Consider the following 20,820-nt stretch of genomic DNA (forward strand, 5'->3'; position numbering starts at 1 on the left):
AGGGAAGGAAGGGATCGAGATTGAAGCAACGTAAACAAGGTGTGATTGCACTGGTAGCAGTCATGCTGCTAAGCGCATGTGGTCCTGCCCCGAAAGAAGCGGAAGTCGAGCAGTCGATTGGCAAACGGGTCGCGGTGATACAAGTGAAGGAGGATTCACCGGTCCAGGTCTCCAAATGGTCAGGCGTTTTGAAGCCGAGCGAGGAGACGCAGGCTGCTTTTGAAACAAATGGTCGAATCGTCTCGCTTGCGGTGGAGGAAGGAGATTATGTAGAGCAGGGCAGCCTGCTTGCCAGCGTAGACAATCGCGATCTTTCTTTGCAGGCAGCAAGTGCCGCCGCATCGGTACAGCAAGCACAGGCACAGCTTGCACAGATCAACAACGGCGCGCGTGAAGAAGAACTCATCCAGTCCCAAAATACGCTGGAGAAGGCCAACGTAAGTCTGGAGAAAGCGAAGGCAGATTGGCAGCGATCCGAAGAGTTGTTTCGTCAGGGTGCATTATCGCAAAACGATTTGGAGACTGTTCAAAACCACATGGCTCTCGCCCAAAAGGACTGGGAAAATGCCGAGCAAGCCTATGTACTCGTAAAAAATGGTCCGCGCAAGGAAGTAAAGCAGCAAACAGCAGGTGTATTCCAGCAGGCAGTGGTGGGACAGCAGCGCGCCGCCTTATCGCAGTCAAAAGCAAATCTGACAGCACCTATTTCTGGGATCGTGCTGGAAAAAATGACGGCAGTCGGACAGCTGGCATCCACAGGGAGCAGCGTTTATCGAATCGGAAATGTTGATACATTGCTCGTTGAACTCTCTGTCCCAGATCGCGAAATTGGTTTATGGAAAAAGGGAAATCAAGTAAAAGTAAGCCTCTACGAGCAAGAGCGTGTAGGGGAAGTAAAGCGCGTTTTGCCGGCTGTAAGTCAGCAGAGCGGAACGGTTTCCGTCGAGGTGATGATTCCGAATCCACAGCATGATTGGCTCGTTGGTCAAATAGTGACAGCAAGTCGTGAGCGCTCTGGACCGAAAGGCATCTTCGTCCCTGTAGAGGCTGTACTCAGTAAGGGTGAAGGGCAGCCGTATGTTTTTGTCTCGAAAGGAAATAAAGCGGTGAAAACCCCTGTCACACTGGGGGTAATGGCAAATAATCAGCTGCAGATCGAATCTGGACTGTCCGTAGGGGAGATGGTCATTACAAAAGGGGTTGATCAGCTTTTTGATGGAGACGATCTCGAAGTGATGCAAGGTGATCGGCCATGATCGAATTTTTTATCCGCAAACAAAAAATCACGCTACTATTCTTTATCATGATTATTCTTGTAGGAGTGCTGAGCTTTTTTCAGCTGCCCCATCAAGAAATTCCCGAGATTGCCGTTAATCGCGCTTCCGTTACAACCGCAATGCCAGGAGCATCCGCAGAGCGCGTAGAGCAGACTGTCACCAAAGAAATTGAAGTCAGAATCAAAGAAATTCAGGGACTCAAATCGATCACTTCCGGGTCACAGCCAGGTATTTCTGTCATCACGGTGGAGACCAATAACGGAGTAGACCCCAAAGAAAAATGGGATGAGCTGCGTAAAAAGGTAAAGGATGCAGAAGCATTTTTACCCGTTGATGCCAGACAGCCAGTAATCAATGACGATATGGGCAGGATGTTTGCTCAGACCTTTATGATTACAGCCGATTCGTTCAGCCAGCTTGGACAATTGCGGGAGACGATGACGGTCTGGAAAAATCAGCTCGGCAAAATTCCTGGTGTGTCCAATGTGACAGTTGAGGGACTCCCCGAGCAGGAGATCCAGATCAAGCTCGACCCGAAAAAGCTGCAATTTGAAAAGCTCACCTGGGCACAGGTACAAGCAGCGATCAAATCAGCCAACGAAACCGCACCACTCGGCAACTATACGATCGACTATCGTACCTATGAAATGAAAATGACCGAGCTCAAAGATTTAAGTGAGCTGGAGCAGGTCGTTGTTGGCTACGGAAAAAATGGAAACCCGATCTATTTGAAGCAAATTGCTGAAGTCAGCCACACGACCAAGGATGCAGACTATCGCGTCTATCACAATAACAAGCCAGCGCTCTCCATCAGCTTGATGGCGGAACAAAAAACGAATATTCCCGGTCTGCAAAAACGAATTGATGTGCAGGTAGAAAAGCTGACGTCCACCCTGCCTGTATGGGCAAAGGCAGAGTCCCTCTACACACAAAACGAGCGCATCAATGAAATTTTCAGCGACTTGTGGCGTGAACTGCTGATTGCCGTTGTAGCTGTGCTGGTCGTTTGCACTTTGGGGCTGAATTTTACAACCTCACTCATGGTTGCACTGGCGATTCCAATTTCACTTGCCACAGGAATGATCTTTCTGCCGTTTTTCGAGGTGACGTTGAACCAGATTACGATTGTGGGCTTGATTATCGTGCTGGGCATTCTCGTTGACGATGCGGTTGTGGTGAATGACAATATCGAGCGCCGTCTCGTCAAGCTGGGGGAAAAGCCGTACCGCGCAGCAGCACTGGGTGCCAAGGAAGTGTCCATTTCGATTGTGACTGCTACGCTGGCGACGGTCGCCTCGTTTGGTCCCCTGCTGTTTCTGAGTGGCGGTTCCGGTGCTTTTGTACGTCCGATTCCTGTCATTATTATTGTTTCGATGGTAGCCTCGATGGTCATGTCGTTGACGATCATACCGATTTTTCGGCGGTGGAGCGAGGAGCGCAGACGCGTCAAGCTGGATGAGCGCAAGCCTGCAGGATTGTTGGGGAAACAACTGATTCAGCTCTCGCGCTGGTATTCGCAGCGAGTGCTTCCACGGCTGCTGAAGAAGCCACTGCGTACCGGAATGATCGCGGTATTGATCAGTACGCTGGCTTACTTTTTAATTCCGTTGACGCCAATTGAGCTGTTCCCTGTCGCAGATCGCGATGTACTTCTGGTCAACGTGAAGTTGCCATATGGTAGCAGCCTGGAAGAAACAAACAAGGTCATGCAGCAGGCGTCCGAGAAATTTTCCAAAGCCGAAGGGGTATGGAACGTGAGCGCCTTCGCCGGAGGCAGCGCTCCGAAAATATTCGGAAGCAATACGGGGGCGGGCAATGGTATCAACATCGGACAGCTGATCGTTCGCTTTGACAAGCAGAAGACAACCACCCAAACCCTGCAAAATGAAACGATGGCTGCCATCCAAAAGCAGTTCCCCGAAGCAGTCATTGTACCGCGCAGCTTGCAGACGGGACCATCCGTGGGCAAGCCTGTGGTGATCCGTGTGTATGGGGAAAATATCACGACACTGCGAGAGCTGTCCCAGAAAATTCAGGAGCAGGTGGTCAAAGTCGAAGGGATTTCTGACGTTCAGGACGACCTCGGCATAGACCGCTACTCCATTGCGTTTGAAACCAATCAGGCAATGATGGAGCGTTATCGTGTGACAGCGGCAGACTTGTCGCGTACTCTGCGATTGGTGAGTGAAGGGATCAAGGTCAGTGAGTTTGATGATGGCAAGCAGCTAACTGACATTACGCTATACTTGCAAAAAGACGAGCAGGCCGGGATCGATGCCTTTCAGCAATTCTCTGTTCCGAGTGCAAAGGGAGAGCTGATTCCGCTGACTTCGCTGGTTACGATACAGCCCTCGTTTAGCGTGCAAAATATTCCTCACAAAAATCTGGATCGAACGATTTCCATTACAGGTGAATTATCAGGGCGCACGGCTACAGAGGTCATGAAGGAAATCAAGCCGCTGTTAGCGCAGATGCCTTTGCCCGATGGTTATTTTCTGGAGTATGACGGGGAAACCTCGGCACAGGTGGAGGTCTTCATCGATATGGGGAAGCTGTCGATTATTGTGGTGTTCCTCATCGTCATACTGATCGCGATGCAATTCTACTCGCTGCGCATTCCGGTGCTTGTCATGAGTACCGTTTATCTGGCTATTTCAGGAAGCTTGATTGGCCTGTTTGTGACGCGGACACCACTCGGCTTCATGACGATGATGGGAATCGTCTCTTTGTCCGGTATTGTCGTACGTAACGGCATCGTTCTCGTAGAGTTTATCGAGCAAGCCCGCAAGCGTGGCTTCGCACTCAAAGAAGCCGTCATTGAGGCAGGAGAAGCAAGGTTTCGACCCATTTTGCTAACCTCGATGACGGCTATCGCGGGACTGCTTCCACTCGCTATTTCGGGAGACGAGCTGTTCAGACCGCTCGCGGTAACCATCATTTCCGGCCTCTTTTTCTCGACTATGTTCACGTTGGTCGTCGTCCCGTCGTTCTACACGGTTATGGAGCAACGGCGAATGAGGCAAAAAGAGAAGCGGAATCAAAAGCTGGCGAAAAATATAAGTGGATAATCACGATGAGGATAGAAGCCCGGGCAAAATAATGTCCGGGTTTTTGGTTTATCCGGTTTCCTCCCCCACAGCAGCCCGTCCGCCGCATCCATTTTTTCTTGATTCCTTTTTCCCAGGTAAATGCTAGAATCAGATTCGTTGGGATCGCCAGTGAAGTTGTCTGTTTTTCACCGTAGGCATTTGTCCTTAAACAAAGTAAAATAATTCTGATAGTAGGCATCGAAGGGAGGATTTCACCATGGGCGTAAGAAATGACGAAACTATTTTTTGTACAGGCTATTCCCGCTTGCCTGATGGAATGGCTGCTAAGAATTTGTACGGAGTCATGGGCGTCGGTTTTGAGATTGACCCCGAATCAGACAAAATCGTAAACGCTTCTTGTACCTTTGTCACCAACATGTGCAATGATTTTATCAAAAGCATTCTAGTGGGACACGATTTAAAAAACGGCGTTGATCTTCCCATTCAAAAGTTTGAGCGGCGGTATTTTGGGCTCGGGAAAAAAGCCATCGTTTCTGCGATTCGCGATGCCTATAATCAGTTCGAAATTTATAAATCCATGACATATGCAGAGGCAGCGTCTGAATAAAAACAGAGTATATTGAAAATTGGGTCGAGTGCGTTTATAATGACCCCTAACAGATAAAACCAGCAAGTCGTTGTTCCAGTGGACAGGCATCCCCTGTTCATACCAGACGGGACGTACGGACCAAGCTGAATGATCCAGACGCTTTTTTGCGTCGCGGATTGTTTTGGCTTGGTCCTTTTTACGTTGACAAAAACCTACCGAAAAACAGGAAGTGAGGGACCACGCATGCTTTTGGCGATTCCAACCGACGAAATTTTGCAGAGGCAAAAAGCCTTTTTGACACGACTTGAGAAGCATGGAGTAGAAGCTGCCATTTTGTTTGGGGTAACCGACATCTTTTATTTGACCGGATTTCATTTTCATCCCACAGAACGCCCCATTGGACTGTTCTTGGCTCCGAATAGCAAGTCCCATCTGTTTGTTCCGGCGCTGGAGCATGAGCACGCCGAGATGTTTGCGCAAGTCGACGAGGTGCATTCCTATCCAGAGTATCCCGGTTTGCGGCATCCAATGGAATACTTGAAGGAAGAGCTGATCGCTGCGGGTTTTGAGGGCAAAACGATCGGTCTGGACGCGGATGGCTATGGCTCGGCGATGGGGTATCGCGGACCGAGAGTGAGTGAATTACTGGATGCAAAAGAGTTTGTCTCCCTGCGAGGCTGGGTAGAAGAGGCGCGTGCGGTAAAATCGGCAAATGAGCTGGAGCTGATCAAAGAATCATTGCGCTGGTCGCACTTGGCGCACCGGCTTCTGCAGAAATATTCGAAAGCAGGGGTCAATGCGATGGAAATCGAAGGCTGTGCCAGTCACGAAGCCTCGATGATGATGCTCGATGCGCTTGGGCCCGGATACAAGCCGTATGGCGGGTATGGGCACAATGTGATTGCGGTGTTTCGTGGACAGGTAGGTCCGATGTCCGCTGTGCCTCATGCGGTGACACAAAGCATCATGCTCAAGCATGGTGATACGCTCGTGACTGGAGCAGATGCTGCGGTATGGGGCTATCATAGCGAGCTGGAGAGAACGATGTTTGTCGGAGAAGCGAGCAAGGAGCAGGAAAAGTATTTTCAGCTCATGCTTGGCGCACAGGACACAGCGTTTGCCACCATACGGGCGGGAATTCCGGCACGCAGGGTAGAGGAAGAAGTGCAGCGCTACTTCCGCGAAAATGGTGTCACCCATTTGACTCGTCACCATACAGGACATGCCCTTGGCCTCATGAATCACGAAGCACCGTTTTTTGATCTCGGGGAAGAAACCATTTTGCAGGCAGGAATGGTCATGTCGGTGGAGCCCGGCATTTATGTGAATGGCCTTGGCGGCTTCCGTCATGCAGAGACGATTGTGGTGACGGAAAATGGCATGGAGATGCTGACGTACTATCCAAGAGATTTGGAATCATTGATCTGCTAGGAAGTGGGCAAGTTTGTTTAACGATGAAGGACGTAAACTTTGCTACACGATAAGATTATTTTTAATGAAACTAAATAGTTGCACTTTTATTAAAAGTGGGATAACATAAAAGAGTAAGAATATTTATAACTGAACGACAACAGATGTGCACAGCAAGCCTAAATTCCTGTGGATAGGCAGCCCCTATTCATACACTCGGAGTTTACGACCAAGCTGATCATTTGTCTCCCAGCCATGTTTGGGGACGAGTGTTTGGCTTGGTCTTTTTCGTGCATGCGTGTGGCAGCAAATGAAAGGAGCATCCCTTTATGAAACCCTTCACAGGACGACTTCAACGTTGCATCCTGTCCATGCAGTCAGAGCGGATGAGCCGATTACTCGTCAGTTCCACAGCGAATTTGTACTACCTTACTGGTCAACACATCTCCACGGGAGAGAGACTCAGCTGTCTTTATTTTGACGGGGAGAACAAGCCGAAGCTGTTTATCCACCAAATGTTCGCAGGTCAACTCGCTTTGCCGGAAGAGATTGAGGTCGTTCTCTGGTCAGATGAAAACGATCCCGTCACTCTTTTGGCGGAGCATGTGGGAACGAGCGGGGAAATTGGAATTGACCAAAGCTGGTCTAGCTCCTATTTGATTGATCTGCTGCGCATCCGTACCGATCTTCAGCCAATCAAAAGCTACGTGGTAGAAAAGCTGCGCGAAATCAAGGATGAGTGCGAGATCAATATCCTGCGTCAATCCGCGCGTATAGCCGATGCGGTCATGCACCAGGTGGTCGAGCTGCAGTATTATCCGGCAACCGAGCGCGAAATGGCTGAGACGATCCGCAGCTTTTTCGGGGAGCATTCGGTGCATGATCTATCCTTTCAGCCAATTATCGGCTTCGGGAAAAACAGTGCTAATCCTCACCATGAGATCGGCATGACCAGCCTGATACCAGAGCAGGCGGTCGTGATCGATATGGGAGGGATTTACCATAGCTACTGCTCCGACATTACCCGAACGCTTTACTACGGCAAGCCGAACCAACGCTTTGAGGAAATTTACAAAATCGTACGCGCTGCACAGGAAAAGGCGATTGCGATGATCAGGCCGGGAGTCAGGTTCGCAGACGTGGACCGCATGATTCGAAGCGAATTTGCCAAAGTCAGCTACGATCGCTTTTTCACGCACCGAACAGGCCATGGCTTGGGGCTGGAACTGCACGAAGGACCGTTCTTGCATCAGAACAACGAGGATGAAATGCAAGCGGGGATGGTGTTTAGCATCGAGCCAGGGATTTATTTGCCGGACGAGTTCGGAGTCCGCATTGAGGATATCGTCGTAGTGACAGAGGGTGGCTGCGAGATACTGACGCAAAGCCCGAAAGAAATTAGCTACATCGACATTCGCGAGGGGTAACAAGCAACAGAGAAATAGATTGTCCATTTAGAAAGGGGATCTCATGAGATGAAAAAGAAAGGCTTATGTGCATTGGTTTCGATTGCTTTTTTAGTGACAGCAGCGATGACTGGATGCAGCTACAAAGCACCAGAGAACAGCAGCTCCCAAGCGGGTACGCCGCAAACGACTACAGAGGGTAAAGGCGAGCAAGCAGCCAAGTCGGATGAGTTGAAGGTCGGTCTGGATGTAGACGCCGGAACGATGGACCCAAGACTCTCCCGCGATACTACAGCGGCTCGCGTGACCGATCTTGTCTTCGATGGCTTGATTCGCCTCTCCGACAAGATGGAAGCGCTGCCTTCCTTGGCTGAGAAATGGGAGAATCCAGACCCGACTACATGGGTGTTCACACTGCGCAAGGGTGTAACGTTCCATGATGGTACGCCTTTTACCGCACAAGATGTGAAATTCACCTATGATTCGCTGCTTGACCCGAACTTCAAGGCACCGTATGCAAAGCTGTATGCACCGATCGCCAGCGTAGATGTGATTGACGATTCCACTGTCAAATTTACGCTGAAGCAGCCATATGGTCCGCTGCTGAGCTACCTCGATCTGGGCATCGTTCCAAAGCATCTGGCGGAGAAGGACCCGCAAGCCTTTTCTTTCAATCCCGTGGGAACCGGTCCTTACAAAATGGTGAAATGGGACAAAAACAGCAAGATCGCATTTGAAGCAAATGAGCAGTACTGGGGAGGCCCTGCCAAAACCAAAAAGCTGACCTATTTCATCATTCCGGACAATACGACACGCGTATCCGCCCTGGAAGCAGGCGATGTCGATCTCGTTCATTCGCCGCTCTCGCCACAGGACATCACCAAAATCAAAAACAATAACAACTTTACCGTGATCGAAACAGAAGGACTGGGCTTTACTTACCTCAACTACAACACGACCAATCCGATTCTGTCTGATGTAAGAGTACGCCAAGCCTTCGCCCATCTGGTAGACAAAAAGCTGATTTCCGAAAGTCTCTACGCAGGAATGGATAAACCGGGCGAAACGCCGTTGATTCCTCCATCCTGGGCATTTGATCCGAGCATCAAAGGCTTCTCCTATGATCCAGTTGAAGCAAAAAGACTGTTTGATGAAGCGGGCTGGAAGGATACCAACAACGATGGCTTCCTGGACAAGGATGGCCAAAAGCTGACCGTAACCTTGTCTACGCATACAGAAGACCCGAACCGGATTCAAACCGTAGAGTTCCTGCAAAATGAGTTCGCCAAGGCGGGAGTAGACGCGAAGGTTTCCACAACAGAGTGGCCGACATTCTCCGCAAACATGATGTCGCAAAAATTTGATATCGCACTGCTCGGCTGGCTCAGCCTGGTTGATCCTGATCGTGCGATGTATGGACAATTCCAGTCTCAAAGTGAAAATAACTACGGCAAGTACAACAATCCAAAGGTTGACGAGCTTCTGGATAAAGGACGCGCTTCACTGGATCAGGCAGAGCGTGCCAAGATTTATCAGGAAATAGCAAAAACGGTTACGGAAGAAGTAGCCTACGATGTTGTTTTGTATCAGGGCTATGTAGCGATGCACTCCAACAAGCTCACTGGCTTCAAGGAACACCCGAAAGGTAGCCTGTACAACCTCAAAGATGTGGAAGTGAATAAATAAGTGGCTGGGGAGATTTTCTCCCCCGCTTCACTTACAGCGTAAGGAGCGATCCTTTTGGTCACGTATCTCATAAAACGATTGTTCCAAATGGTGCCGGTTGTCATTGGTATCTCCATCATTGTCTTTTTCCTCCTGCACATGATTCCGGGCGATCCGGCGATGGTGCTGCTTGGACAGGATGCCAGCCAGAGTGAGATTGAGCGGCTGCGCAACCTGATGGGTTTAAATGAGCCACTGTACGTTCAACTTTTTACCTTTTTGAAAAACGTGGCGATGGGTGACCTGGGTCATTCCATTTTCCAGAATGAATCTGTTTTGTCACTGATTGCGAAGCATCTTCCTGCCACTCTGGAGCTGGCATTTCTTGCGATGATCATCGCACTCGTCATTGCCATTCCGCTTGGGATCTTGTCTGCGGTAAAGCAGTTTTCCTGGGTCGATTACATCAGCATGTTTTTCGCTCAGCTGGGTGTGTCGATTCCGGTTTTCTGGATGGGGATGCTGCTCATCATCGGATTATCTGTGAATCTTGGCTGGTTCCCTTCCTTTGGGCGTGGCGAGCCTCTTACCGAAGCATTATGGACAGCGATTACGACAGGAAACATCTACGATCTGATCCAAAGCATCCGCAGTCTATTCCTGCCGGCCCTGACGCTCGGGGTCATGAGCGCAGCGCTGATTACCCGGATGGTTCGCTCTACGATGCTGGAGGTACTCAAAGAGGATTATGTGCGAACGGCTGAGGCAAAAGGTGTAAGCGGATTCATGGTGATCGTCAAGCATGCGTTTCGCAACGCGCTGATTCCAGTTATTACGATTGTCGGACTCCAGTTTGGCAATCTGCTGGGTGGCGCGATCGTTACGGAGACGGTCTTTGCTTGGCCAGGTATTGGTCGACTGGTGATTACAGCGATCAGCCAGCGCGATTTTCCGGTGGTGCAGGGCAGTGTCTTTATTATCGCCTTCCTGTTTGCGCTCACCAATCTGATCGTCGATATTCTGTACGCTGTCGTCAACCCCAAGATACAGCAGAGATAAGGAGGGAGGCTGATGAACGTCAATCTGCTTCGCACCGCAGCCAAAAGCAAGGCTGTGTTGATTGGGGGAATCATCGTGCTTGCCGTTGTGGTGGCGGCGATTCTCGCACCACTGTTATCCACGCATGACCCCTATGAAATGAATGTTAGAGAGAGATTGCTTGATCCGCTGGAAGGCGGTCATTTGCTGGGAACCGATCAGTTTGGGCGCGATCTGTACACGCGTATTTTGTATGGGGCGCGGGTCTCGCTGGAGGTAGGGATTGTCTCTGTCAGTCTGGCGCTGGTCATCGGCGTGACGCTCGGATTGATTTCTGGCTACTATGGCGGCTGGATTGATACTGTGATCATGCGCTTTGTCGATATCGTCTTGTCCTTTCCGGTACTGCTGCTTGCCATTGCCTTTGTCGCAGCGCTTGGTCCAGGAATAGAAAATGTAATTATCGCGCTTGCTCTGGTCTATTGGACGAGCTACGCGAGGCTCGTGCGGGCTACGGTCCTCTCCATCAAGGAGGAAGAGTATGTCCAGGCTGCACGTACCATCGGCTCCAGCGATTTTCGCATCATCGTGTACAACATTTTGCCCAACTGCTTGGCGCCGATCATCGTCGTTGCGACGCTGGGACTTGGTCAGGCGATTGTGGCAGAAGCGACACTCAGCTTTTTGGGACTCGGAATACAACCACCTGAATCAAGCTGGGGCTGGACCTTGGCATTTGGCATGAAATTTTTGCAGGATGCGCCTCACCTCTCCATTTATCCAGGTGTGGCGATCATGCTCACGGTGCTCGGCTTCAATCTCTTAGGCGATGGCATCCGTGACCTGACAGATACCAAATTGAAACGAAAATAATGAGGAGGTTTTACCCATGAACCAAGCAAAACGCGAATACAACGAAATCCCGGTTACTCACCTGTCCAACGGAGCCAAAGTAACACTGCCGCTGCATACCATCTATGGAAAGCAAGAAGGACCAGTCCTCGGTTTGTCAGCTGTCATTCACGGTGATGAAATCATTGGCGCTGAAATCCTGCGCCGTGTCTATGATCGTCTGAATGAAGAAGAGCTGTCCGGTACAGTTTTGATCATGCCGGTAGCCAATCCGCTCGCATTCGAATCGTTGACACGCAACACGCCGCTGGACATGAACAACCTCAATCGTGTATTCCCTGGCGATCCAGAAGGCTGGGTGACTGATCAAATCGCACATGCGATCGTGACCAATTTCCTCGATAAAATCGATGCCTATATTGATCTGCATGCTGGTGGTGCTTTGCCAATTGTTGATTATGTGTACATTCAAAATGATGAAGCATTGTCTCGTGCCTTTAACTTCCCGGTTCTGTACCGTCCGGCTCATCCATACGAAGGAACAACAGCTACGTACACATCGGCAAAAGGCATACCAAGCGTGACCGTAGAGGTAGGTGGAGGTCCTAACTACGAGCATGCCGTAGAGCGCGGTGTAGAAGGGATTTTCAACTGCATGCGTCATCTGAAAATGCTGCCAGGTGAAGTCGTACCTGCACCGAAGCAAGTCGTCATGACCGAAATCGAGATCATTCGTCCGACACAAGGCGGACTTTTGGTGCCAGGCTTCGATTTCAGTGCTGTAGGCTCTGTGATCGAGGGCAAGCAAGTATTGTCTCGCACATACAATCCGCAAACCTTTGAGGAGCTGGAAGTCATTCATACTCCTTTTGAGCGCAATCTGGTGATTCTGATGCGCGGCAATCTGCACAAGGTAAATCCGGGCGACTACGGCTTCATGATTGGAAATCTCGATACAGCCGAGGAGGCGTAAACCTACGTGACTTTGCGAGATGAGCGGGATATGCAGTTGTCCGAAACCTACTGCCGTATCGTTCTGGGGATGGACAATCTGTATCGAAATGGAAATGGCGCAACGAACGAGGCTTCCTTTGATCGAGAGGGACTTGTGCCGATTAATTTGACGGATGTCACTCCTCATTCCTATACGAGCTGGAGTGAGGTGCGCGAGGATTTGCGTGGGCTGCTTGTCGATTATGCCAAAATCACTGACGAGGTGCGCCGCAATTACATGCAGCAGCAGATTGGCTCGCTCGAAGCGCTGGCAAACTGGTGCGCGGGTGTGGACATCCCCTTCAGGGAAAAAGTGCGAGGCTTCTTGCATGTAAATGAAAACCCCGTGACGAGTATAGAGCAAAAAACGCTGCATGAGCGTCTGGACAAAGCGTTGTCACAGCGTGGTTACCAAGGCACGCTAGAGCAAAAGGTAGCGGCATGGGAGGCAGATCGACGAGTTCCGACAAAAGAACTCGATTCGGTCTTGCGAGAAATGCTGGCGACAGCAAGGGCGCTCGTAGCAGAGCGGATGTTTCCGCAAATGGCAGATGTAGAAGTGACGCCTGAAATCGTATATGGCGTGCCTTACAATGCCTACTGCGACTACGTAAACGGCAAGATGTATCTCAATGGCGATCTGGCCTATACGTATGAGGGACTCAAACACCTCGTCACGCATGAGTGCTTCCCGGGCCATACCACACATATGTACATTCGCGAGCTTGGGGTAAAAGCAGGCGAGCTGCCGCTGGATGCCGGACTCGTCATCACCAATACCGCCTCCAGCTCTGTATTCGAAGGAATCGCAGACAACGGCATGCGCTTTATTAGCTGGGGCTACTCTGTCGATGATCATATTTATGAAATCTATCAACAAATACGCTCTATTTCAGGAATGAATGCGGCCCATATGATTCACGCCGAGGGCAAGAGTACCGAGGAGGCAGGTCGCTATCTGAAAGAGTTCGCTTTTGGTGAGGACAACTGGATAGCTTCTCGTCTGCGCTTTGTTACTCATTCTCTACGAGCACCCTTCATCTACAGCTACTGGCGTGGCAATGAAGCAGTATACGAAGCATACAGCCGACTGGCTCCAAGCGAGCATAACCAATTCTATCAATTCCTATATAAAAGCATGCTGTCGGCTGACACAGTAAAACAATATGGCTAAAGAGGTGGTCAACATGGATTTCACAAAATCAAAGGAATTATACGAAACAGCAAACCGGTCGGTACCTGGCGGTGTTCATTCCAACTCCCGTTTTCGTTCTCCGCACCCGCTCTATTATAAAAAAGGCGATGGAGCCTATATCTGGGATCTCGACAACAACCGTTATCTCGATGTAGTCATGGGCAATGGCGCTGTCATCCTCGGGCATAACGATAAAGATTTCAATGAGCGCATGGCTTCCTATATGACAAGTGGCATCGTGACGGGATTGGAAACCGAGCTAAGCGTAAAAGCAGCGGAAACCTTCCTCTCACTCGTGAAAACAGCGGAGCAGGTACGCTACACGAACACAGGCACAGAAGCGACCATGCACACGATGACGATGGCGCGCACCTATACAGGAAAACCGCATGTGGCAGTCATCGAGGGCGCTTATAACGGTTGGCATGACGCAGTGTACGTCAGCACGTGGCCAGACATGACCAAAGCTGGAGATCATTCTGCTCCGAATTCATTGCCAGGTACAAGCGGATTAATGAAAGAAATCGTAGAAACTACGCTGGTTCTTCCATTCAATGACCTGGAGGCAGCTGAAAAGCTCCTGACAGCCAACCAGCACCGGATTGCGGCTCTGATCATTGAGCCAACGATGATTGATATTGGATATATTCCGGCGAAAAAAGAATATCTGCAAGGGCTGCGTCGCTTGTGTGACCAACTGAATATCGTGCTTGTCTTTGATGAGCTGCTGACGGGCTTCCGCGACAGCGAGGGTGGAGCACAGCAGCATTATGGGGTCGTTCCTGACTTGGCTACGTTCGGAAAAGCGATTGCCAACGGGTACATGCTGGCAGCCGTCGCAGGAAAAGCCAAAATCTTTGAAACCGTCACTCCAGGAAAAGGAACCTGCTCTTTTATCGGAACTTACAATGGGCATCAAGTATCACTGGCTGCTTCCATGGCATTCATGGAGCTGTACAAGGAAAAACGCGTATTTGATACACTGCAGGCACGGACTGCGCAGTTAATCAGTGAATTTGATCGCTTGGCGCAAAAGCACGGGGTAGCGGCGAGAATGCAGGGACGCGGAGGGCACTTCCACTGGTACTTTACCAATGAGTCCATTGCCAACTACCGGGAGGCACAAGCGTCTGATAAAACAGACTATGCTCGTTTCATCAATCATTTGAGCAGCAAGCAAGTATACTGCCTGCCAAACTATCTCTTGCATCATGCCATTTCGATGGCACATGACGATGCGATACTGGAACAGTTTGTAGCGGATATGGACGAGAGCCTGGAGCAAGTAGCGATCGCAAAAGCAGCGAAGTAAAAGGGGGAGGACTATGGAGCGCCAACAACCTGTTTTGGAAGTCAGGGACCTGAGAACCACCTTCCGTTCGCAGGGGCAATCGTTTCATGCCATAGATGGGGTATCCTTTGCAATCGGACAGGGCGAGACGATTGGTGTGGTCGGCGAGTCGGGATGTGGCAAAAGTGTCACGTCCCTCTCCATCATGGGACTGATCAAGCCGCCAGGTCAGGTGAGCGGCGGACGGATTCTGTTCAAGGGCAAGGACCTGCTCTCCCTCGGTAAAAAGGAGCTGCGTGAAATTCGCGGAAACCGGATTTCGATGATTTTTCAGGAGCCGATGACATCGCTCAATCCGGTGTATACCGTCGGCAATCAAATCATGGAAGCATTGAAAATTCATACGAAGCTGGGGAAAGCGGAGCGTAAGGCGCGCACGGTAGAGCTGTTGAAAATGGTGGGGATTCCCCGCGCGGAGGAGATCATCACAGATTACCCCCATCAGCTCTCCGGGGGCATGCGGCAGCGTGTCATGATCGCAATGGCGATGGCTTGCGATCCGGAGCTGCTGATCGCCGATGAACCGACAACAGCACTGGATGTGACGATTCAGGCTCAAATTCTCGAGCTGATGAAAGAGCTGCAGCACAAGCACAACATGTCGATGATGCTGATCACCCATGATTTGGGCGTCGTATCTGAGGTGTGCGATCAAGTCATCGTCATGTACGCTGGGATGATTGTGGAAAAGGGGCCAGTGCGCGAAATCCTGGACAATCCCCAACATCCATACACGCAGGGGCTACTGGCCTCTCTGCCTAAAAATGCGAAGACAAATCATCGCCTGAATTATATCCCGGGACAGGTACCTCCTCCGTTGCAATGGGGCAAGGGCTGCCGCTTTGTGGATCGCTGCGCGCATGCAACAGATCGCTGCCATCAGGAGTTGCCGGGACTGTTTGCCGCAGGACCAGCTTCACAGGCCGCTTGCTGGCTCGTCGTTGAGGAAGGAGGAGAAAAACATGCATGATCAGCCAAAAGCGACAATGGAAAATGACATCTTGCTTGAGGTAAATGGACTGAAAAAGCACTATCCCATAAAAAAGGGAGTATTCTCCTCCACTGTTGGTACGGTTAAGGCAGTCGATGGCGTCAGCTTTTCGGTATCGAGAGGGGAAACGCTCGGTATTGTCGGGGAGTCAGGCTGTGGCAAATCGACAACAGCTCGGTTGGTGATTCGGCTATTGCAGGAGACCGAGGGCTCGATTCGTTTTGCTGGAAAGGAGCTGACGTCCCTGTCGAAAGGCGAGCTGCGAGGTGTTCGCCGGGACATGCAAATGATCTTTCAGGACCCGTACGCTTCGCTGCATCCGCGCTGGACGATTGAGCGCACGTTGATGGAACCGATGCTGGTTTATGGCATGGGCTCGCGGGGGGAGCAACGCGACCGGGTACTGGAGCTGCTGGGCAACGTAGGGCTAAATCCGAGCTACGCCAAGCGGTATCCGCATGAATTTTCCGGTGGACAGCGGCAGCGCATCGGGATTGCACGCGCACTCGTTCTACAGCCGCAGCTAATCATTGCTGACGAGCCAGTATCTGCCCTGGATATTTCCATTCAGGCACAGGTCATCAATCTTTTGCAGGATTTGCAGGAGCAGTACAAGCTCACCTACATGTTTATTTCCCATGATTTATCGGTGGTGCGTCATATCTCGGATCGGGTAGCTGTGATGTATTTGGGCAGAATTGTTGAGCTTGCGGAGAAGGAGAAGCTGTTTGAAACGCCTATGCATCCATACACACAAGCGCTGATGTCTGCTGTGCCAGAGGTAGATGGAGAGAAGCGGGAGAGGATCATTTTGCGCGGAGACGTACCAAGTCCTGCAAAGCCGCCAACAGGCTGCACGTTCCACACCCGCTGCTCAAGCTGCATGGAGATTTGCAAAACAGAGATACCCGTACTCAAAAAGGCAGCTGATGGCCAGCTGGTAGCTTGTCATTTGTACACATAGAGTAAGGACAATTGTCAGGAGAAAAGAAGGAGTGCTGTGTATGTTGATCGCTCGTGGACAGGAAGTGCAGGCAGAAGCTGTACCAGATGTCGTGCTCAAAACGATGCTGCCCTTTGACATCATTGTTGGCGGCAAGACTCGTTTTGGCATCGTAACCATCCCTCCAGGCTCCCGAATTCCCGTCTCTGGGCTCGCGCCACATGATGAAGACGAGTATTCGATCCTGATCAAAGGCACGATGCTTACAACCATTGGAGAAACCGTGCATCGCATTCATGCCGGAGACTCGACGCTCATACCAGCGGGAGAAGCGCACGCCGTCTATAACGATGGCGAGGGAGATTGCGTATTGGTTTGGGCGCTAGTCAAACGTTCATAGAAATCGAAATAGAACCTTGTTTGTTTCCTTGGGAGTATGGAAGGGAGCAACTTGTAGTATGTGGAGAAGTGGCCTTTTGCGGGCCACTTTTTGCTATGTGTGGGCGGATTTGTTCCAGGCTCAGGGAACTGTGTTTAGAACCTCATCCGAAAACGATTTTACTGATTGTAACGACGGTTACAGAAATCTGCCCACTATCCGCTTATACTTCTAATAGATCGAGAGTCTCAGCGTAGTCTCATCTTTGTCTCAATGTTTCTACGTACAGATAAATCAGGAAATGATACAATTATTCAGACGAGACAAAATTAAATGAAAATGGTGGAAATAGATGAATCCGACACAAGAGGTTCGGTCAGGGGGAAACAGGAAGCTATTCGTCGGCAGAATAAAAGAACGCGATTCACTGAATGAGTGGTTAGATAACCCTGAGGCTCCATTGCGCATATTCTCCGTAACGGGGATCGGCGGGATCGGAAAAAGCAGCTTGCTTGCAGAAATGCTGCATAGCGCAAGACAACGAAGTGCCAGAGGCTTGTGGCTGGACGGACGCTCTTGCGCGCAGACGCCAGTTGGTTTTCTCGAATATATATCAGCAGCCGTCTCCCTGGAATTTTGGGATCGGACCTACTCTCATCCGCTCGAACCTCTTTTGCAGACAAGTCCGCAGCAACGGATCGTGCTATGCATTGACAATTTTGATAACCTCTCCCTATTGGAAGGCTGGCTGCTCGAAGCTTTCTTGCCCAAGCTGCAATCTACCGGCATTTTAGTGATTCTAGCATCACGATCTGTCTTATCTACGGCATGGAAAACTCACTCTCAGTGGGGAAAGCATCTACAAGAGCTGCCGCTCGTCCATTTTTCCCATCAAGAAGCGACTGACTACATTTTATCGGCAGGTTCTATTCAAAAGGACATGGCAAGAGAACTGGCTCATTCGACTGACGGACACCCGCTAGCTCTGGCATTGTCCGTTGAAGCGCTGATTCAGCAAAAACGCTTATCAGAGGAGGATAAGCAGATTGTTTCCCAAACGATAAGCGCCCATATCCTGCGCGAACTGACGCTTGCGAAGCTGCAGCCACTCGTTGATGTGCTTGTCGTTTTGCAGTATGCCAATCAGGAGATCCTATCGCTTGTTTTGGATGAGACCGTAACATTAGCGGACTATCAGCAGCTGAAGGGAAAGTCCTTTGTCCGTTCTACACCAGAAGGGTTGTCTCTGCACGATCTGGCCCGGATGCATCTGCTGCGTGATTTCCGGCAGCGTGAGCCGCAGCGCTTGCATCTGCTGCGAGCGAGAGCCGCGTCGATTTTATATGAGCAATTACAACAGGCGAAGCCGGAAAATAAGAGAATCATCACCTCTCAGATGCTGCAGCTTAGCAAGGATTCTTTTCCCCTTCATCGACTATACGCTGATTTGTCGGTTGACTCTCTAATCTCCCCTCTGGAATCGATTCGTGCCGAGGAAGATTTGCCCGTGCTGCACGAGATATTACGTCAATGGTGCGAGTACAGTGTAGATTCATGGCAGAGTGAGAACTACCATGCATTTCTAAGTGAATTGGCTGTTCGCTTTCCAGAGAGCATTGCCGTCCTGCGTGGAGTAGATGGACTCCCTATTGGAATGTTCATTGGGTTACTCATCCATAAAGAAACAAGCGAATTTATGATCAAATATTTTCCGGCAGAAATGGCGGAATGCTATGAGCCAGATGAGTTGCTGTGTGAACACGACCAGGCAGATTCGTATTATGCAGTGCTCGGGGCGGCTACCAATCAGCTTCCCGGATTCAGCAGAGAGGAGCTGGTCGGGCTTCTCACGCTCGATCGCCTGTCACTCATTGGAGAAGGAGCGAGAGTCATGCTGGTGGCAACCAACTCCGATTTAAAAGTATTTTTGCAGCAGTTAGGTTTTCTGATCCGACCAACAAGAACAAGTGATTGTGATACGTCCTACGCGCAGGCAGATATTTTGGAGCTCGATTTCCGCCATGGACAGTTTGGAGAATGGATCCTGTCCTATTTCTCCGAAAAGCCAAAGCCATCTAGCAAATTGGATCATAAAATGGTCCGCAAGCTCTTATCCTCCTTACATGAACCGGCTGAGCTGCAAGCTTTTGTACCCGTTTTTCATGACATAGAAAATGTAGCGGATTTATCGGATAAAATCATTTCCCTTTTATCCAAGGAATCGGTCTTATTGTCGAGTAAAGACCGTGATTTGCTAAATGCTGCTTATCTGATTCATCTCGATAATCCGATTGCCGCTGCTCGTTCATGCAACATGAGCAGAGCGACCTTTTATCGACATTTGAACAGCGCAGTCGCTAATGTTACAGAAGTTTTGAGAAATATGACAGATACAGATAGTTAAGCAAGACTAAATACGGGGAGAGACCTGTGACAGGGGTCTCTTTTTTTTATGAGGAAAAATCTGTGTAAGAAGTCCCGGGAATCGCTTATAATCAGAGCGAGAAACGTGAAAGTGGCAGCATTTGGTTATGTCTAACATGCGTCTAATAGACTAGCATCCTAGTTCACAAGATAGAGACCAAGATGGGATGAGGATGAGACATGAATGAAGTTTGGAGAGCAAACGCGACCTTTCTGATTGTGGATGACCAGGAATACAATCTTAGTTTGCTGGAACGCATTTTAAGACGTGCGGGATATACGCATTTGCACTGCACGACTGACCCGAAGCAGATGGAACAGCTGTATGACGAGCTAAAGCCAGATATTATCCTGATTGATTTACATATGCCCGAGATGGATGGATTCACCCTTTTGAAGCGATTGCAGGAGCTCAAACCAGAGGGAGATTACTTGCCAATTCTGGTGCTTACGGCTGATGTGACGCAGGAAGCCAAGAAAGAAGCACTTCATCTGGGAGCAAATGACTTTTTGACGAAGCCGCTTGATAAAACGGAAGTGGTGCTTCGAATCAACAACTGTCTGCGAACCCGATTTTACAATATTCAGCTGCAGGATCAAAATCAGCGCTTGGAGCAGCGTGTGCAGGAGCGAACTACGGAGCTTGAGAAAGCCAAGAATGAAATTCTGCAGCTGCTCGCTCGCACATCCGAGTTTCGTGATGATGATACGGGTCAGCATACGGTGCGTGTAGCGCAGATGGCAGAAGAAATCGCAATCGCGCTGGGCTTGCCACCACAGGAAGTGAGATTGATTAATCGGGCAACCCCGCTGCATGATATCGGAAAAATCGGCATCCCTGATGAAATTTTGCTGAAGCCAGGCAGATTTACTCCTGAAGAATTCCTGAGAATGAAGGAGCACACGACTATTGGTGCGAGCATTTTGGAAGGAAGCCAGTTTTCTGTGTTGCAGCTGGCGCAGACGATCGCAATAACCCACCACGAGAAGTGGGACGGGACTGGATATCCAAATGGACTCAAGGGAGAAGAAATTCCATTGGCGGGCAGGATTGTCGCCTTGGCAGATTTCTACGACGCTCTGACGAATGAGCGACCCTATAAACGCGCCTGGACGCGCCAGGAGGCAATTGCGGAAATTAAAAAGCAACGTGGAGCACATTTTGATCCGATGATCGTGGACGTTTTCCTTGAGATTGTGGGGGAAGATGAGCAGTTTTCGACTGCGGAGGAGGAAAGGGCGTTACAACGGTGAAGG

Annotated in this window: 16 protein-coding genes; all 16 read left to right on the forward strand. The window is 50.1% G+C overall.

The window, feature by feature from the left end; translation table 11 throughout:
• Positions 1 to 20: 20 nt before the first annotated feature.
• The 16 genes from ADS79_RS22655 (at position 21) to ADS79_RS22730 (ending at position 20,817) form a co-directional block, all read left to right on the forward strand.
• On the forward strand, positions 21 to 1,256 hold the full coding sequence (locus ADS79_RS22655; RefSeq protein ID WP_049740612.1) for an efflux RND transporter periplasmic adaptor subunit: 1,236 nt from the start codon (positions 21 to 23) through the stop codon (positions 1,254 to 1,256).
• The gene (locus tag ADS79_RS22660) at positions 1,253 to 4,345 is read left to right on the forward strand and encodes an efflux RND transporter permease subunit (protein ID WP_049740613.1); all 3,093 of its coding nucleotides are present in this window, start codon (positions 1,253 to 1,255) and stop codon (positions 4,343 to 4,345) included. Before ADS79_RS22655 ends, ADS79_RS22660 begins: the two co-directional genes overlap by 4 nt.
• A gap of 238 nt (positions 4,346 to 4,583) precedes the next feature.
• Positions 4,584 to 4,934 carry a DUF3870 domain-containing protein gene (locus tag ADS79_RS22665; RefSeq protein ID WP_049740614.1) on the forward strand — a complete coding sequence of 117 codons (351 nt, stop codon included), beginning with the start codon at positions 4,584 to 4,586 and terminating at the stop codon, positions 4,932 to 4,934.
• Positions 4,935 to 5,159: 225 nt separating this feature from the next.
• Positions 5,160 to 6,347, forward strand: coding sequence for a M24 family metallopeptidase (locus ADS79_RS22670; protein ID WP_049741113.1), 1,188 nt, complete (start codon positions 5,160 to 5,162; stop codon positions 6,345 to 6,347).
• Positions 6,348 to 6,655: 308 nt separating this feature from the next.
• Positions 6,656 to 7,753, forward strand: coding sequence for a M24 family metallopeptidase (locus tag ADS79_RS22675; protein ID WP_049740615.1), 1,098 nt, complete (start codon positions 6,656 to 6,658; stop codon positions 7,751 to 7,753).
• A gap of 48 nt (positions 7,754 to 7,801) precedes the next feature.
• On the forward strand, positions 7,802 to 9,418 hold the full coding sequence (locus ADS79_RS22680) for an ABC transporter substrate-binding protein (protein WP_049740616.1): 1,617 nt from the start codon (positions 7,802 to 7,804) through the stop codon (positions 9,416 to 9,418).
• Between the two features lie 54 nt (positions 9,419 to 9,472).
• On the forward strand, positions 9,473 to 10,456 hold the full coding sequence (locus tag ADS79_RS22685) for an ABC transporter permease (protein WP_049740617.1): 984 nt from the start codon (positions 9,473 to 9,475) through the stop codon (positions 10,454 to 10,456).
• 12 nt (positions 10,457 to 10,468) lie between these two features.
• Positions 10,469 to 11,308: a nickel transporter permease gene (nikC, locus tag ADS79_RS22690; protein ID WP_049740618.1), complete on the forward strand. Its 840-nt coding sequence runs from the start codon at positions 10,469 to 10,471 to the stop codon at positions 11,306 to 11,308.
• Between the two features lie 16 nt (positions 11,309 to 11,324).
• Positions 11,325 to 12,260, forward strand: coding sequence for a succinylglutamate desuccinylase/aspartoacylase family protein (locus ADS79_RS22695; RefSeq protein ID WP_049740619.1), 936 nt, complete (start codon positions 11,325 to 11,327; stop codon positions 12,258 to 12,260).
• A gap of 6 nt (positions 12,261 to 12,266) precedes the next feature.
• Positions 12,267 to 13,454 carry a hypothetical protein gene (locus ADS79_RS22700; protein ID WP_049740620.1) on the forward strand — a complete coding sequence of 396 codons (1,188 nt, stop codon included), beginning with the start codon at positions 12,267 to 12,269 and terminating at the stop codon, positions 13,452 to 13,454.
• A gap of 13 nt (positions 13,455 to 13,467) precedes the next feature.
• Positions 13,468 to 14,787, forward strand: coding sequence for an aspartate aminotransferase family protein (locus tag ADS79_RS22705; protein WP_049740621.1), 1,320 nt, complete (start codon positions 13,468 to 13,470; stop codon positions 14,785 to 14,787).
• A gap of 13 nt (positions 14,788 to 14,800) precedes the next feature.
• Positions 14,801 to 15,796 carry an ABC transporter ATP-binding protein gene (locus ADS79_RS22710; protein ID WP_049740622.1) on the forward strand — a complete coding sequence of 332 codons (996 nt, stop codon included), beginning with the start codon at positions 14,801 to 14,803 and terminating at the stop codon, positions 15,794 to 15,796.
• Positions 15,789 to 16,781 (forward strand): ABC transporter ATP-binding protein, encoded by a 993-nt coding sequence (locus tag ADS79_RS22715; protein ID WP_276525294.1) that lies wholly within the window; start codon positions 15,789 to 15,791, stop codon positions 16,779 to 16,781. The genes ADS79_RS22710 and ADS79_RS22715 overlap by 8 nt, the downstream gene beginning before the upstream one ends.
• A 40-nt stretch (positions 16,782 to 16,821) precedes the next feature.
• The gene (locus tag ADS79_RS22720; protein WP_049740623.1) at positions 16,822 to 17,160 is read left to right on the forward strand and encodes a cupin domain-containing protein; all 339 of its coding nucleotides are present in this window, start codon (positions 16,822 to 16,824) and stop codon (positions 17,158 to 17,160) included.
• Between the two features lie 331 nt (positions 17,161 to 17,491).
• Positions 17,492 to 19,543, forward strand: coding sequence for an ATP-binding protein (locus ADS79_RS22725; protein ID WP_049740624.1), 2,052 nt, complete (start codon positions 17,492 to 17,494; stop codon positions 19,541 to 19,543).
• Positions 19,544 to 19,743: 200 nt separating this feature from the next.
• Complete coding sequence (locus ADS79_RS22730; protein ID WP_049740625.1) at positions 19,744 to 20,817, forward strand: HD domain-containing phosphohydrolase; 1,074 nt, start codon at positions 19,744 to 19,746, stop codon at positions 20,815 to 20,817.
• Positions 20,818 to 20,820 lie beyond the last annotated feature (3 nt).

Origin of the sequence: Brevibacillus reuszeri (assembly GCF_001187725.1) — a bacterium.
GTDB classification, from domain to species: Bacteria; Bacillota; Bacilli; order Brevibacillales; family Brevibacillaceae; genus Brevibacillus; species Brevibacillus reuszeri.